At 40.9% G+C, this 15235-nt stretch carries 11 protein-coding genes; 8 read left to right on the top strand and 3 right to left on the bottom strand.

From position 1 onward, the window contains the following. Positions 1–208: 208 nt before the first annotated feature. Entirely contained in the window at positions 209–1939 is a 1731-nt protein-coding gene (gene lysS / locus RI557_RS05760) for a lysine--tRNA ligase (RefSeq protein WP_310667528.1), read from the top strand. Here the strand turns inward: lysS and RI557_RS05755 are convergent. Next, complete coding sequence (locus RI557_RS05755) at positions 1936–4074, bottom strand: tetratricopeptide repeat-containing sensor histidine kinase (RefSeq protein ID WP_310667529.1); 2139 nt, start codon at positions 4072–4074, stop codon at positions 1936–1938. The two genes, lysS and RI557_RS05755, sit on opposite strands and share 4 nt — an antisense overlap. A 94-nt stretch (positions 4075–4168) precedes the next feature. Here RI557_RS05755 and RI557_RS05750 point away from each other — a divergent pair, with 94 nt between their 5' ends. After that, the gene (locus RI557_RS05750) at positions 4169–4375 is read left to right on the top strand and encodes a hypothetical protein (RefSeq protein ID WP_310667530.1); all 207 of its coding nucleotides are present in this window, start codon (positions 4169–4171) and stop codon (positions 4373–4375) included. On the opposite strand, the gene RI557_RS05745 is transcribed toward RI557_RS05750, so the two are convergent. Next, positions 4356–5153 carry an alpha/beta hydrolase gene (locus RI557_RS05745; RefSeq protein WP_310682675.1) on the bottom strand — a complete coding sequence of 266 codons (798 nt, stop codon included), beginning with the start codon at positions 5151–5153 and terminating at the stop codon, positions 4356–4358. The two genes, RI557_RS05750 and RI557_RS05745, sit on opposite strands and share 20 nt — an antisense overlap. Then, on the bottom strand, positions 5153–6445 hold the full coding sequence (locus tag RI557_RS05740) for an aminopeptidase P N-terminal domain-containing protein (protein WP_310682673.1): 1293 nt from the start codon (positions 6443–6445) through the stop codon (positions 5153–5155). The genes RI557_RS05745 and RI557_RS05740 overlap by 1 nt, the downstream gene beginning before the upstream one ends. Positions 6446–6613: 168 nt before the next feature. Between RI557_RS05740 and RI557_RS05735 the strand changes: the two genes are divergently transcribed. The 6 genes from RI557_RS05735 to RI557_RS05710 all read left to right on the top strand — a co-directional run. Next, complete coding sequence (locus RI557_RS05735) at positions 6614–7381, top strand: succinate dehydrogenase cytochrome b subunit (RefSeq protein ID WP_310667533.1); 768 nt, start codon at positions 6614–6616, stop codon at positions 7379–7381. 18 nt (positions 7382–7399) lie between these two features. Then, the gene (locus RI557_RS05730) at positions 7400–9400 is read left to right on the top strand and encodes a fumarate reductase/succinate dehydrogenase flavoprotein subunit (protein ID WP_310682671.1); all 2001 of its coding nucleotides are present in this window, start codon (positions 7400–7402) and stop codon (positions 9398–9400) included. Positions 9401–9440: 40 nt separating this feature from the next. Beyond that, positions 9441–10208 (top strand): succinate dehydrogenase/fumarate reductase iron-sulfur subunit, encoded by a 768-nt coding sequence (locus tag RI557_RS05725; RefSeq protein WP_310667535.1) that lies wholly within the window; start codon positions 9441–9443, stop codon positions 10206–10208. Positions 10209–10359: 151 nt separating this feature from the next. Then, the gene (locus tag RI557_RS05720; protein WP_310682669.1) at positions 10360–12915 is read left to right on the top strand and encodes a gliding motility-associated C-terminal domain-containing protein; all 2556 of its coding nucleotides are present in this window, start codon (positions 10360–10362) and stop codon (positions 12913–12915) included. A gap of 136 nt (positions 12916–13051) precedes the next feature. Beyond that, the gene (locus tag RI557_RS05715; RefSeq protein WP_310667537.1) at positions 13052–14779 is read left to right on the top strand and encodes a lamin tail domain-containing protein; all 1728 of its coding nucleotides are present in this window, start codon (positions 13052–13054) and stop codon (positions 14777–14779) included. A gap of 14 nt (positions 14780–14793) precedes the next feature. Then, the coding region (locus RI557_RS05710) for a hypothetical protein (protein ID WP_310682667.1) at positions 14794–15235 on the top strand (442 nt) is incomplete at its 3' end.

The raw sequence follows: 15235 nt of genomic DNA, 5'->3' as shown, positions 1-15235 counted from the left end.
AGCAAATTTTTGCGTGCAATTATAGGCTATTTTGGCAAGTTGTAATGAAAAAGTTCAATTCTTTAAAAGATCAGGAAAATAGCTCAACTTGTTAGCATCATGATCAGAGCCTAATGACTCATCGTTCACTAATCGATGTATGAGAGACGTAAAATCATAGCTTTCACTACCTTTGCCGCTCGAAATTTCACAGATAAAAAAACAGATAATGAGTCAACAACTATCTGAGCAGGAACAGGTAAGAAGAGAAGGTTTAAAAAGAATGCGCGAGTTAGGGATTGATCCCTATCCGGCTGAGCAGTTTTATGTAAACACCACATCCAGCGAGATCAAGAAGAAGTTTGAAGATGGAGAGGAACTGGATGATGTGGTAATAGCAGGCCGAATCATGAGCAAGCGCATCATGGGAAAAGCTTCTTTTGCCGAGCTACAGGACAGCAGTGGCCGCATACAACTCTACATCACTCGTGACGATATTTGCGAAGGTGAAGACACAACTTTTTACAACGAAGTATTTAAGCGCCTGCTCGATATTGGTGACTTTATAGGCATTCGCGGTAAAGTGTTCAAAACAAAAATGGGCGAGACAACAGTTCACGTCAATGAACTAACGATACTATCAAAATCGCTTCGTCCGCTACCAATCGTTAAGACAGATGCTGAAGGAAACACTCACGATGCTTTTGTAGATCCTGAATTGCGCCACCGCCAGCGTTATGTTGATCTGGTAGTGAACCGTGAGGTAAAAGATACTTTCGTGAAACGCACGCAAACTTTTGCTGCAATGCGTGAATTCTTCAATGGCAAAGGATACATGGAGGTTGAAACGCCTATTCTTCAACCTATTCCGGGTGGCGCTGCAGCACGACCATTTGTCACTCATCACAATGCACTCGATATTCCGCTATACTTGAGAATAGCTAATGAGCTTTACCTAAAGCGCCTTATCGTTGGTGGATTTGACGGTGTTTATGAATTTGCCAAAGACTTTCGTAACGAGGGGATGGATCGCACACACAACCCAGAATTTACAGTAATGGAAATCTATGTAGCTTACAAAGACTACATCTGGATGATGGACTTCACTGAAAAAATGCTGGAGTTTGTTGTGAACAAAGTGAAGGGCTCTTCAAAAGTAAAAGTTGGTGATAAAGAAATCGACTTTACAGCTCCGTTTAAGCGTGTTCCTATTCTCGAGGCCATTCATGAGCACACAGGCATTGATGTTCGCGGAATGGATGCTGCTGAATTGAGAGAAGTGTGCAAAAAACTCGATATTGAAGTTGACGAGTCTTTTGGAAAAGGAAAGCTCATCGATGAAATATTTGGCGAAAAATGCGAAGCCAATTACGTTCAGCCAACTTTCATCACAGATTACCCGGTAGAGATGTCGCCACTTTGTAAAAAACACCGCGAAAACCCTGATCTGACCGAAAGATTTGAACTTATTGTAAACGGAAAAGAAATAGCAAATGCCTACTCAGAGCTCAACGACCCCATCGATCAACGCGAGCGTTTTGAAGAACAACTTCGCCTGAGCGAAAAAGGTGATGATGAGGCGATGTTCATCGATCAGGATTTCCTTCGTGCACTGGAATACGGAATGCCGCCAACATCAGGAATGGGAATTGGAATGGACAGGTTGATCATGCTTCTCACCAATCAGGAAAGCATTCAGGAAGTGTTGTTCTTCCCCCAAATGCGCCCTGAGAAAAAGCCCGTACAAGCCACTCCTGAAGAGTTTCAGGAAAAGCTGGATATTACAAAAGAATGGGCTGAGACAATTGTGAGTGCCGGATTCAAAAAAGTTGAGGAACTCCTGGAAATGAAGTCAACTCAGGTTCATCAAAAACTGAATGGCTTTAGAAAGAAAAACAAACTCGACATCCCGGCTCTTCAGTTAGAAGATGTGAAGAAATGGTTTGAAGGAAAAGACTAATGATTTGAAGGCAGGGGAAGTTCGAGTATAAACGTGCTTCCTTTGCCTTTTTCACTTTCAACTTTAAGACTACCTCCGCACTCTTCCACAGCGTCTTTGGTCAGAACCAATCCGAGCCCGGTTCCTTTTTCATCGTTGGCTCCCAGGGTTGACGAACTTTTAGCGAAAAGCGTATCAATTTTTTCACGTGCCATTCCCATTCCATTATCAATCACCTTCAACTGAACCATCCCCTCTTTCCTGTGGCTTTCAAATCTTATTTTACCACCTTCATATACATACTTGATAGCATTAGAAATCAGGTTTCTCAAGATAAGGTCGAGCAATTGTTTGTCCACAATTGCCGTGTCTTTAGCGTCAACAGCATTTTCAACTATAATCTTCTTTTTCCTTATTGGGTTTTCGTAAAGCGAAACGATATGATCAACCGCAACTTTTAACTCCCTTTCATCGAGGTGAACCTCTAAACCATCAAACTGCGACTTGGTCCAGTGTAGCAAATTTTCGAGAAGCATTGATGTTTTTGAAGTTTCAGACTCCAGGTCCTGCAAAAATTCTTTTTCCTGATCAGTAGTTAATTCTCCGGAGTTAATGAGTTTCAACAGAGACGATATTGACCCTAGCGGCCCTTTAACATCGTGGCCAACAATTGATAACATTCTGTTTTTTACTTCGTTCAGCTTCTTTAGCTCTTCATTCTTTTGAGCGATTTTTTTGTTTGTGTTCAGCAGCCTTTCATTAAGCTCGCTTTTTGACTTATTAAAGCGGTACTGTAAAATCACCAAAATCGTGAGTATAAAAACTATTGCTACTGATACCCAAATTATCATTGTCTTTTTATCAGACTCTTTTTGAGCTTTGAGGTTTTCAGTCTTTAAAACAGCATTCTCCTTTTCTTTTTGCTCAGCTTCAAATTTCAACGAAAGTTCATCAATACGACTTTTCCTAATAGCATCTTCTAAACTATCATCAATAGCGACAAACTTTTCATAATAAAACAGAGAACTATCATACAGCCCAAGCTCTTTATAAACATCATGATACCCTTCATATACACCCACTTTAAGCCTTTCATCATCAAAATCTTTCACCAACATGTGAGCTTCTTTAATATGCTTAAGAGCAGAATCATATTGTTCTTTCATGTAAAAAGCTCTTCCTAAACCTAGATTCCCATAGTACAAACCTCTTTTGATTCCTAATTTTTGTGAGTACTCGAGAACTTTTTCTAAATGTTGAAAAGCTTTATCGGGTTGGTCAATATCAGAGTAAAAGGAAGCCAGGTTGCTATGTGCCACAGTTTTGCCGTACATCCTATTCACACTATTGTTGATATCAAGCGCTTTTATCAAATATTTTTTGGCACTATCGGTTTTGAGAATTTCATTATATGCCAGACCAAGGTTACCCATCGCCCGTCCTATTTGAACAGTATCTCCAACCTTGCTGGAAATATCAATTGACATTTTCAGGTATTTGATAGCATTAGCGTGATCATCATTTTGCCTGTATTTTTCTCCGAGATTATTGAGAGCTGTTGCCTCTGCATACTCCATATCGTTTTCACGATAAAATTCGAGCGCTTTCAATAAGTAATCCAGTGATTTGTAATAAAACCCCTTCTCAGAATAGGCTATTGAAATGTTATTGTAGGCATGAGCCTTATCGGTTGAACCCTCCTCCAATGCTTCAAGTGCTTTTTCGTAGTAGATGATTGATGAATCAAAGCGAGTATCTTTATTCAATATATCGGCATACGTAATAAAACTTCGCCCTTTTTCGTCAGGGCAATCGCATTCTTCAGCAACTGACATGGCTTGCCTGGCAGCTTTAACCGCCTTTTCGCGTTGCCCAAGGTCGTAGTAAGCTGAGGACTTAAAAGATAAAGGGATTACAGTATATTTAGTGTTCCCCAATTTATTGCCAATTTCAATAGCACTATCAGCATAATTAATCGTTTTTTGAAACTGATTGTGGCGATAGAGGTAAATCGTTATTTCACTTAGAGCTTTTACTTTTCCTGAATCAGTTTTTGAGTTTTCAAGTTTTTGATACAAACTATCCACCCCCTCCTGACCAAAGACGGAAAGCATTAAAACACAAAGAACCGATAGGGCGAATATTCTTTTGATCATAAATTTGAATGTGCGCAAAGAGTACTCACAAAATAAACTATTTCTTTGAAGAAGATTAACCTTAAGTAGCAGTATTCGCAAAATACGTGTAAATATGATAGGAAAATGCATTAAAATAGACCGTAATTCAGGTATTGGGTACATTGAAAATGAGGCCGGGTTCACCTATGGGTTTGATCTTGACGAACCATCAAACAAGTCAATAAAAACAAGCGATACAGTAGAGTTTGAACCTGTTCACATCGCATACACAAACGATAAAATGGCAACAGAAATTAAGGTTATCGACTCACAAGATTGAAAAATCGGATTAAATCTTCTCTACAGGCTCGTTCATCTTCTAAAAAGCCCATATGCCCGCTTTCTTTAAATAATGAATAGGTAACGTTTTCACTGTGCTTCGTTTGAGCGATGAGATCTGTCCATAAAAGGACTCCATCCTCTTTTCCAATTATAAAATGAACGGGGTAAGGATTAAACCTGAGGATTATTTCGCGATCTTTTCGCATCTTCATCCCTTTTAATGCTGCCACAATTGCACGAGGCGACATTTTCAATGCCTCTTTTTTCATCGCTTCGATTTCCGGCTTAAAGATTTTGCGGTTTTCGGGTCTGAATAAAAGCGGAATACTTTTTCGAATGAATGATTCGTGATCCTGCTTAACCAATTTGATAGCTTCTTCGCGAGCTATTTTCCTCACATCTGAGTCATTGCGAGCTGTTGAACAAAACAGGCAAATACCCTTCACATTATCGGGAAATGTTTCAGCGAAAGCCATCGCTGCGTAACCTCCCATGGAATGTCCTACAAGGATGACCCTGCGTAAATTCAACTCTTTCAGAACCGCTTTAATGGCTCCCGCCATCAATTCCATATCGTGGACATAACCAAATGTATCACTCTCGCCATGACCGGGTAAGTCGATACAAACAACACGTCTCGTTTTACCGACAAAATGCGGCAGGTAATTCTCCCACATTTTTGACGATTCTAAAAAGCCGTGCAGTAAAACTACTGCACGGCCACTTCCATCATCAGTGTAATGGATTTTTCCTTTTTTGAAATCAGCAAAAGGCATTAGCTGTTCATTAAATCCTCAATTTCATCAATTTCGATTGGGATGTCTCCCATTAAATTGAAATTCTCCTCGTCAGATTTAAGAACGTAGTCATCTTCAAGACGAATACCGATCTTCTCATCAGGGATATAAATTCCGGGTTCAATGGTGAACACACTATTTTCCGGAATCGGCTTAGACCATGAACCATAATCGTGTGTGTCTAGTCCTATATAATGCGAAGTTCCGTGCATAAAGAACTTCTTGTAAGCCGGCCAATCTGGGTTCTGATTCTTGACATCAGTTTTGTCAAGAAGCTTGAGGTCGATCAACTCGCTCTCCATCATTTTACCCACTTCTTTGTGATACTCGTTCAAAGTGATACCGGGCTTGAGAATATCATTGGCCATTTTTTTCACTTTCAGAACCGAACTGTAAACTTCTTTTTGACGAGCTGTATATTTCCCGTTAGCCGGAATCGTACGCGTCATATCACTTGAATAATTTGCGTACTCGGCTCCAAAGTCCATTAAGATAAGGTCTCCATCATTCACTTCCTGATCATTTTCAGTGTAGTGAAGCACACAAGCATTACCGCCAGAGGCTACAATTGGCGTGTAAGCAAATCCGTAGCTACGGTTCCGAATAAATTCATGCCAAAGCTCTGCTTCAATTTCGTGCTCCCAAACTCCAGGCTTAATGAAGTTGAGCAGCCTGCGGAATCCTTTCTCAGTAATTTTGCAAGCTTTTTGCATCAGGTCCAATTCTACCGGGTGCTTGACAGCTCTTATCTCATGCATGATTGGAGAGGAACGTTTGTAAGAATGAGCAGGGAAGTTTTCCTTACACCACTTAATAAACCGATCTTCACGAGTTTCAACTTCAGTATTGGCTCTGAGGTGCTCATTTGTATTGAGGTACACGTTATTAGCATCTGCCATTAACTGATTGAAAATCTTATGAAAATCTTTTAGCCAGTAAACAGTTTTGATCCCACTTACTTCAGTAGCTTTTTCCTTCGTCAGTTTAGCTCCTTCCCAAACAGCAATTTCAGGATTTGTTTCAATCACGAATAAAACTTCACGATATTTTGGATCCGGAGCATCGGGAAAAAGAAGCAAAATCGACTCTTCCTGATCAGCCCCGCTGAGGTGAAAAATATCAGTGTGCTGCTTGAAAGGCATCGTGCTATCTGCACTCAATGGAAAAATATCATTGGAGTTAAAAACCGCAATAGATCTAGCTTCCATCTTTTCCATGAAACGTTTTCTATTGTGGATGAACAGTTCGTTTGGAATTTGTTCGTATCTCATATTTTCAATTCAAATTGATTTTTTTCAAACTAAAACAAAAATTACTTGTTCTCATATCAAAACACGTGTAAAATGTTATTAAGAATTAATCTAATTAATGTAATTGTTGTACGTGTTTAGTAGGGTGTTTTACATTTGTTATTCGAAACAATTCAAAACCAAAATAAAATGAGTGGATTTTTAAATCGTTCACTAGTCAAGAAGTATTGGATGGCAGCAACAGGGCTGTTTTTGTGTTTATTTTTAGTGGGCCACGTAACTGGTAACTTACAATTGTTAATTCCCGGTTATGAAGGAAAGCTGCAGTTTAACGAGTACGCTGTTTTTATGACTACGAACCCGGCTGTTAAGATTCTTTCTTATCTCACTTACTTTTCAATTCTATTCCATGTCATTGATGGCATTATGTTGACAAGAGCTAACAAAAAAGCTCGTCCTCAGGGATATGTTTACAATAAACCTCAGCGCAACAGCATTTGGTCATCACGCAACATGGGAATTTTAGGAACAATCATTCTTGTGTTCATCGTATTCCACATGCAGGATTTTTGGTATGAGTACAAGTTTGGCGAAACTCCTTTCATGGTGTCTGAACAAGGTCACCCAATAACCAAGTCAGGTGATGTAGTTGTTGATGGTGTTATCAACTCTGAATCTGCCAAAGTGATGAAAAACGGAGAAGTTGCAGGACTTGCAATGAAAGATCTGCACGAAGAAGTTATGGAAGCATTTCAAATTCCATGGATTGTAATTGTTTATGTGATCAGCATGATCGCAATAGCATTTCACTTGTGGCATGGATTCTCAAGTGCATTCCAGTCGATAGGAATCAATCATGACAAGTACACACCAATCATTAAAAAAGCAGGATATGCCTTCGCAATTGTGATTCCATTGTTATTTGCCATCATTCCTGTGATTATTTATTTGAAGTAATTGGAAAACGAAAGAGTTATGAGTTTAAATTCAAGAATTCCAGAAGGTCCATTAGATAAAAAATGGCAAAATCATAAAAATAACATCAACCTGGTAAACCCGGCCAACAAACGCAATATTGATGTTATTGTAGTGGGTACAGGGCTTGCAGGTGCTTCGGCAGCAGCTTCCCTTGCTGAGATGGGATATAATGTAAAATCATTTTGTTTTCAGGATTCGCCTCGTAGAGCGCACTCAATTGCAGCTCAAGGTGGTATCAACGCAGCTAAAAACTATCAAAATGATGGCGATTCAGTTTATCGCCTATTCTACGATACTGTAAAGGGTGGAGACTACCGCTCGAGAGAAGCGAATGTTTACCGCCTGGCAGAAGTTTCTACTAATATTATTGACCAGTGCGTAGCACAAGGTGTTCCTTTTGCGAGAGATTACGGTGGATTACTCGACAACCGCTCATTTGGTGGTGTTCAGGTTAGCCGTACTTTTTACGCTAAAGGACAAACTGGTCAGCAGTTGTTGTTAGGTGCCTACTCTGCACTTTCGCGTCAAATTTCCAAAGGAAAAGTGAAGCTGTACAACCGCCATGAAATGATGGAAGTTGTAAAAGTTGACGGAAAAGCTCGCGGAATCATAGCTAAAAACTTAGTTACCGGAGAAATTGAACGTCACGGAGCACACGCGGTTGTTCTCGCATCGGGTGGTTATGGAAATGTTTTCTTCCTGTCAACTAATGCGATGGGATCTAACGGATCTGCTGCCTGGAAAGCTCACCGTAAAGGTGCACACTTTGCAAATCCATGTTACACTCAGATCCACCCGACATGCATACCGGTTTCAGGTGATTACCAGTCTAAGTTGACGCTCATGTCTGAGTCGCTACGTAATGACGGCCGAATCTGGGTTCCGAAAAAGAAAGAAGACGCTGAAGCAGTCCGCAAAGGATCGCTCAAACCAACAGAAATCGCTGAAGAAAATCGCGATTATTATTTAGAGAGAAGATATCCGTCATTTGGAAACCTGGTTCCTCGTGATGTTGCTTCACGTGCAGCCAAAGAACGTTGCGATGCTGGATTTGGAGTGAATAAAACAGGTGAAGCTGTTTTCCTCGATTTCTCATCTGCAATTGAACGTTACGGTAAAGAAGAAGCAAACGTCAAGGGTATCGACAACCCGAGCAAAGCCAAAATCAAAGATCTTGGTGAAAAAGTAGTGGAGTCTAAATATGGGAACCTTTTCCAGATGTATGAAAAGATTACCGGGGACAATCCATACTACACTCCAATGAAAATTTATCCGGCTGTTCACTACACAATGGGTGGTATTTGGGTTGATTACAACCTGATGACTTCAGTTCCCGGACTGTATGCTGCCGGTGAAGCCAACTTCTCAGATCACGGTGCTAACAGACTCGGTGCATCTGCATTGATGCAAGGATTAGCTGATGGTTACTTCGTTCTACCTTATACAATAGGTGATTACCTGGCTGATGATATTAGAACCGGTGCTATTGATACAAACACGAAAGAGTTTGAAGAAGCTGAGAAAGAAGTAAAAGATCGTATTGACAAATTGATCAACAATAACGGTAAGTTTTCTGTTGATCAATTCCACAAGCGATTAGGCAAAATCATGTGGAACAAATGCGGAATGGCTCGTAATGCTGAAGGGCTTAAAGAAGCGATCAAAGAAATACGCGAACTACGCGAAGAATTCTGGAAAGACGTAAAAGTTCCGGGTAAAGCTGATCAGTACAATCCTGAACTCGACAAAGCAGGACGTGTGGCTGATTTCTTAGAACTCGGTGAATTGATGTGTGTAGATGCTCTAAACAGAGAAGAATCTGCAGGAGGTCACTTTAGAGAAGAGTATCAAACTGAAGAGGGTGAAGCTAAACGTGATGATGACAACTACAGGTATGTAGCTGCATGGGAATACACAGGCGAGCCTTCTGAAGCTAAGCTTCATAAAGAAGAGCTCATATTCGATAATATTGAACTTAAAACAAGAAGTTATAAGTAAGATTCAATTTGAATCTGAACGTGAATAAAAACAGAGCGATATGAAACTAACGCTTAAAATTTGGAGACAAAACGGCCCTGAAGAAAAGGGTGAAATGGTTGATTATCAAGTGAGCGACATCAGTGAAGATATGTCGTTTCTCGAAATGATCGATGTTCTCAATGAAGGAATCATTGGTGGCTCCATTGATGATAAAGGAAATTATGGTCCGGTTGCATTTGATCACGATTGCCGCGAAGGAATTTGCGGGATGTGCTCGATGTACATCAACGGTGAAGCGCACGGACCGGGTAGAGGTGTTACAACCTGCCAATTGCACATGCGTGAATTCAACGATGGTGAAACAATTTATATTGAGCCATGGAGATCTAAAGCTTTCCCAATTGTGAAAGACCTCGTTACAGACAGATCTTCATTTGATAGAATCATGCAGGCAGGTGGTTACGTAAGCGTTAACACTTCAGGCAACACACAGGATGGTAATGCTATCCCAATTCCAAAAGAAAATGCAGACTGGGCATTTGATGCTGCAACCTGCATTGGTTGTGGAGCGTGTGTAGCTTCTTGTAAGAACTCATCAGCCATGTTATTTGTATCAGCCAAGGTAACACAGCTTTCGCTCCTGCCTCAAGGTGATGTTGAGCGTAAAAGGCGCGTGAAAAACATGGTAAATCAAATGGATGAAGAAGGGTTTGGTAACTGTACCAATACCGGAGCTTGTGAAGTTGAATGTCCTAAAGGGATTTCTCTCAAGAACATTGCGAGAATGAACCAGGAATATATGAAAGCAAGCTTTACAACTGAGTAAAATATTCAGATTATTACAATAACTTTCAGAACCCTGCTGTCAATAGATAGCGGGGTTTTTACTTTCTCATAACAGAACCTTAATTATTTAGGGATATAGACGAAACTTAGAAGAACGATTTTTGCACCAAAATTTGATATCACTTCATCACATGCGAATCATCGTTTTTATCTGCTCAGTTTTGTTGTCATTAAACAGCTACTCCCAACTTATCATCAATGAGTTCAGCAACGGAACATCAGGCTCTAAAGAGTTTTTTGAATTAGTTGTTGAGGGAAGCCCTGGCTCTTTTCAGGATATAAGAAACTGGATCGTTGATGATCACAGTGGATTTTATGGTTGTGGCAGCGGTAACGGAATAGCTAGCGGACACCTCAAATTCGCCAATCATCAAAACTGGCAATGTGTACCGGCAGGTAGTATTATCCTGCTCTACAACCCAGCTGATGTGAACACATCAATTTCTATCGCAAATGATCCTACTGACAGCAATAATGATGGCGTTTATGTTTTGCCCATAACAACTGGAACTTACCTCGAAGGAAACAGCAGTACTCCTTCAAGTTCGAGTTGTAATTCATTTACCGGTCCTTATTCAACTCCCGGCAGCTGGAGTATCATTGCTCTGGGAAATGGAGCTGATGCAGCTCAGGTAATCGATCCGTCTAATACTTCAACAGCACATCATGCGGTTGGCTATGGTGGAATCAATGGACCGAACCCTGCTATTTACTTCAACGGATCAGGAAGTGGGACAAACTTCAGTTTTGTTAATACCACAAATGATCAATGGAGCCTACAAGCTAATTGGACCTCAGGAAATGCTTCTTCAAACGATAGTCCGGGAAGCCCTAACAATACAGCTAATGCTAACTGGTTGGCCAGCATGGCTCTGACCGTAGATGCTGACACTACACAAGGCTGTGCTCCTTTAAATGTTAACTTTACAACAAACTCAAATATTCCAGGCTATACATATTCCTGGGATTTTGGTGATAACAACTCTGGAAATGGCTCAACTACCAGTCACACTTACACCACAACAGGAAGCTACAATGCTGTGTTAACAATAGGAACGCCAGCAGGATGTTCTATTCAAAGAACAATTCCAATCTCAATCACGGGAGGAGGATCAGTAACAGCTCCATCTCTCAACTCAGTTTGTACAAACCAACAGCCTTTCGCGCTACCGGGCGGCACACCTGCGGGTGGCTCCTGGAGCGGAAATGGTGTTTCTTCCAATACATTTGATCCGCAATCTGCCGGTGTAGGTACTCACAATTTGACCTATACTGTTAGCGGTGCATGTGGCGGATCTGACCAGGTATCAATAACGGTTCAAAACAGCCCAAACGCTCAGTTTTCTCTCCAGTCATCGACCATTTGCGCAAATTCAAGTCCCGTTAACCTGAACAACTCTGGCGGAGGAACATTTTTCGGGAATGGAGTAGCTAACAATACTTTTAATCCATCAGCAGCGGGAATCGGAAATCACTCTATAGGTTATGCAGTGAGCAACGGAAACTGTTCTGACACAACTTACCAAACAATTTCTGTGATCAACAATCCTCAAATCAACTGGACACTTCCTGATACAATCTGCTACGGTCAGAACCGGACATTCATTGGTGGAGCAACTCCGCAAGGTGGTGATTATTTTCTAAATGGTAGTCAACTTGCTGATGACTCTATTGATGTTAGTAACCTGAATGTGGATAGCACATACACCCTAGCCTACAGTTTGGCCTCAACCAATTGTTTTGCGAGTGACACACAAATCGTTTACATTGAGGATAATCCATCAGTAAACATTCAGTTTTCAGGAGACACTATTCGTTGTAACAGCAACCCGGCTCAATTGACAGCAGCAGGAAATGGCAGACTTATCTGGAACAACGGATCTAATTCAGGTTCAATCACAGCTTCAACATCCGGAACTTACTGGGCTGAGCGAAATAATTATTGTGGTTCTGACAGAGAGGAAATTTCATTCAGTTTTTATGAAGACCCTCAGCTCTCACTTGATGAAAATTTAATTACAATCTGTAAAGGTGAAGAAGCAGTTATCAACGCAAGCTCAAATATCAATGATGTAAATTGGTCTAATGGTGTTACCGGGAATCAAATAATCGTTAATCAACCTGGCAAGTACACTGCAACAGTTACAAACGAGTGTGGATCAATGAGCAAACAAACCGTCTTACAAGTTGAATCACCAGAAGTTAAAATTAAGCATAATTCAGTAAAACTAAAAGAATACGACTTTGAAGCTATTCCTTCAAATTATGATGAGTACAGCTGGTTCATCGATGATGTTCTCGTTGAAACTTATCCTGATTTTAGGTATCTTTTTTCTGACCCAGGTGAACACGAGATAGTAGTAGAAACTAAGACCAGAAACAGTTGCCTGGCTTCAGATACGGTATTGATTGAATTACAAAATATTGATAATGTTTTCATTCCAAATGCCTTTACACCAAATGGTGACGGCATTAATGATAGATTGAAAATTGAAGGCGAAACACCACAGTTCTTTGAAGCAATTGTATTTAACCGTTGGGGAGAAGAAATAGCTCGCTGGACAGATATTCAGGATAGCTGGGATGGTAAGTATAGAGGTAAGGTTTGCGCTGACGGTGTTTATGTTCTAAAAGTCTCTTACAATAATCAGTCTTTCATTGAAACAGTTCAGTTATTTACTAGATAACGGCATTGCTTAATATTTATTCAATAAGCAAATAACAAGCTCATAAGCTCCTGTTAACATCCAAACAATAAGTTTGCTAACAATGCAAATTCTTGTTTTGAAGTTATGCCTGAATATTAGTGAGGTCAAAAAAAAATTGAAACCACACCTTATTACCTTACAGGTAACATTCATTTTTTTTCTTGCTATTGCATCAGCAGTTGGTCAAACGCAGGTTTATCTCCAGGACTTTGAGTCAGCAGGAGGTTACTCAACTTCAATCCCAGAATTCACTGATAGTTCTGGAGATTACTTTATCCGTACAAATGGAGGAAACATCTCTGCCGGAGTAAACTACACAAATACCCAGGGAGCTTACTACTTTGGAGCGCAAGACATCGATGGAGAAGGAGCCTCCTCAAACCAAACCCTAACAATAACCGGAATCAATATTTCGGGTTATACAAATCTCGAATTGAGAGTTTTTCTCGCTGAAGATGATGACGGCTCTAATGAAGACTGGGATAACTCTGACTATGTTCACTTCAACTACCAAGTTGATAATACCGGATACAACAATCTTTTGTGGCTTGAGAATGACGGAAGCACATACAATACAGCTCCACAAATCGACACAGATTTTGATGGAACCGGTGATGGAGCAATTATCACAGATGCCTTTACACAATTCACAGCTCCCATTTCAGGAACCGGCAGCTCACTCGATATTCAGGTAGAGTTCAACCTCAACTCAGGAGATGAAGACATCGCGATTGACCATATTGAAATTTACGCAACAAGTTCGTGCACTCCACCAACCATCAGCTCAATTCAGCCAAATAACGGCCCCGTTGGAACTCGTGTATTGATTCAGGGGAGTGGGTTTACAGTCGGAACCGGAACATCAGCTGTCGATTTTGGCTCCGTAGCTGCAGACTCGTTCAATGTGCTCTCAAACACGCAAATTGAAGCCTATGTTCCCTCAGGAGCTGGAAACACAATTGAAATTACAACGGATAATTGCCCGGAGACGTATTCAAGTTTCACGCTTACTGAAACTACAGGTTGCGGAGCAGGAAGCGGAACACCTACAGAACTCTTTATCAGTGAAGTAACTGACGCTTCGAGCGGAAGCCTTTCTTATATTGAAATCTTTAACGGAACAGGGTCTGCGGTAAATCTCAGCAATTATTTTATCGCTCAATACAACAACGGAAATAGTTCGCCAACCTGTAACATAACACTCAGCGGAACTCTGGCCAATAATGATGTTTATGTTATCAGCATAGGTTCAAATGGCGGGTTAGCCGATGCTTATTTCAATACTTGCGGAGGAGTCAACACCAACGACTGTATAAAGCTCCTTAAAAACAGCTCTATTATTGATGTTTGGGGGGATTGCTCAGGATCTAACTGGGTAGTTGGAGGAAATGCCGGATATACGTATCGCAGAAAAGGAACAGTATCAGGCCCCAATACAACATTCACACTTTCAGAATGGCAGGCTTTTAGCCTGGAAACCTATACCGACATCGGTAGTCACACCACTTCTTTTGGTCCATCTATTAGCATCACACAACAACCAACAGACGAAACAATTTGCGAGGGAGAATCCGCAACATTCTCGGTTAGCACAGCTACGTCCGGAAATGCATTCCAATGGTATGTTCATCCAAACAGCGGAACAAACTGGAGCACTGTTTCAAATGGAGTAAACACATCAGGAGCTTCAACAAACACATTGTCACTTACCAATATTCCATACAGCCAAAATAACTACCAGTTCTACTGTAAAATCACAAACGGCAGCTGCGAAGTTTACTCAGTTGCTGTTCAGCTAAAAGTTCAACCGGGTCCAATAACAACAAACATACTTCACAACTAAATTTAAACTGAATCATGAAATTAATCGCAACAATTACGTTTTTCCTTTTCGTGTTAGTAGCATCAATCAGTGCTAAAGCGCAATCGAGCAATGCTAATCCTCATCAAATTTGTGCAGGATCAGTAGAGCCTTACCGTGTTGATACAACAGGTACCACAGGTTCAAACTATACCTGGGGTGTTACGACTGCTGGTTTTACCGGAACTATTACCACCACGAATGCATCGGGGAGTGAAATCAGCCTCGACTGGGCTACTACACCGGTGGGCACTTACGAACTATTTGTAATCGAAGACTCAGCAGGAAGCTGTGTGGGCGATTCCGTTTTCCTCGATGTTGAAATTCAACCTGCAAACACAATCTCGCTTACATCGGCAGCGGGAACTGACAACCAAACAGTATGTGAAAACTCAGCGATCACTAACATCACTTACAGCACAACAGGTGCTACCGGAG

The sequence above is a fragment of the Salibacter sp. genome (genome assembly GCF_031581065.1).
Taxonomy (GTDB): Bacteria; Bacteroidota; Bacteroidia; order Flavobacteriales_G; family Salibacteraceae; genus Salibacter.
Note: the sequence above shows the minus strand (reverse complement) of the source record. Positions and strands in the feature narration are given on the sequence as shown.

Coding starts and splice junctions, on each gene's coding strand:
- RI557_RS05730 (WP_310682671.1), top strand. CDS start 7,400: ATGAGTTTAAATTCAAGAATTCCAGAAGGTCCATTAGATAAAAAATGG.
- lysS (WP_310667528.1), top strand. CDS start 209: ATGAGTCAACAACTATCTGAGCAGGAACAGGTAAGAAGAGAAGGTTTA.
- RI557_RS05720 (WP_310682669.1), top strand. CDS start 10,360: ATGCGAATCATCGTTTTTATCTGCTCAGTTTTGTTGTCATTAAACAGC.
- RI557_RS05755 (WP_310667529.1), bottom strand. CDS start 4,074: ATGATCAAAAGAATATTCGCCCTATCGGTTCTTTGTGTTTTAATGCTT.
- RI557_RS05725 (WP_310667535.1), top strand. CDS start 9,441: ATGAAACTAACGCTTAAAATTTGGAGACAAAACGGCCCTGAAGAAAAG.
- RI557_RS05735 (WP_310667533.1), top strand. CDS start 6,614: ATGAGTGGATTTTTAAATCGTTCACTAGTCAAGAAGTATTGGATGGCA.
- RI557_RS05750 (WP_310667530.1), top strand. CDS start 4,169: ATGATAGGAAAATGCATTAAAATAGACCGTAATTCAGGTATTGGGTAC.
- RI557_RS05740 (WP_310682673.1), bottom strand. CDS start 6,445: ATGAGATACGAACAAATTCCAAACGAACTGTTCATCCACAATAGAAAA.
- RI557_RS05745 (WP_310682675.1), bottom strand. CDS start 5,153: ATGCCTTTTGCTGATTTCAAAAAAGGAAAAATCCATTACACTGATGAT.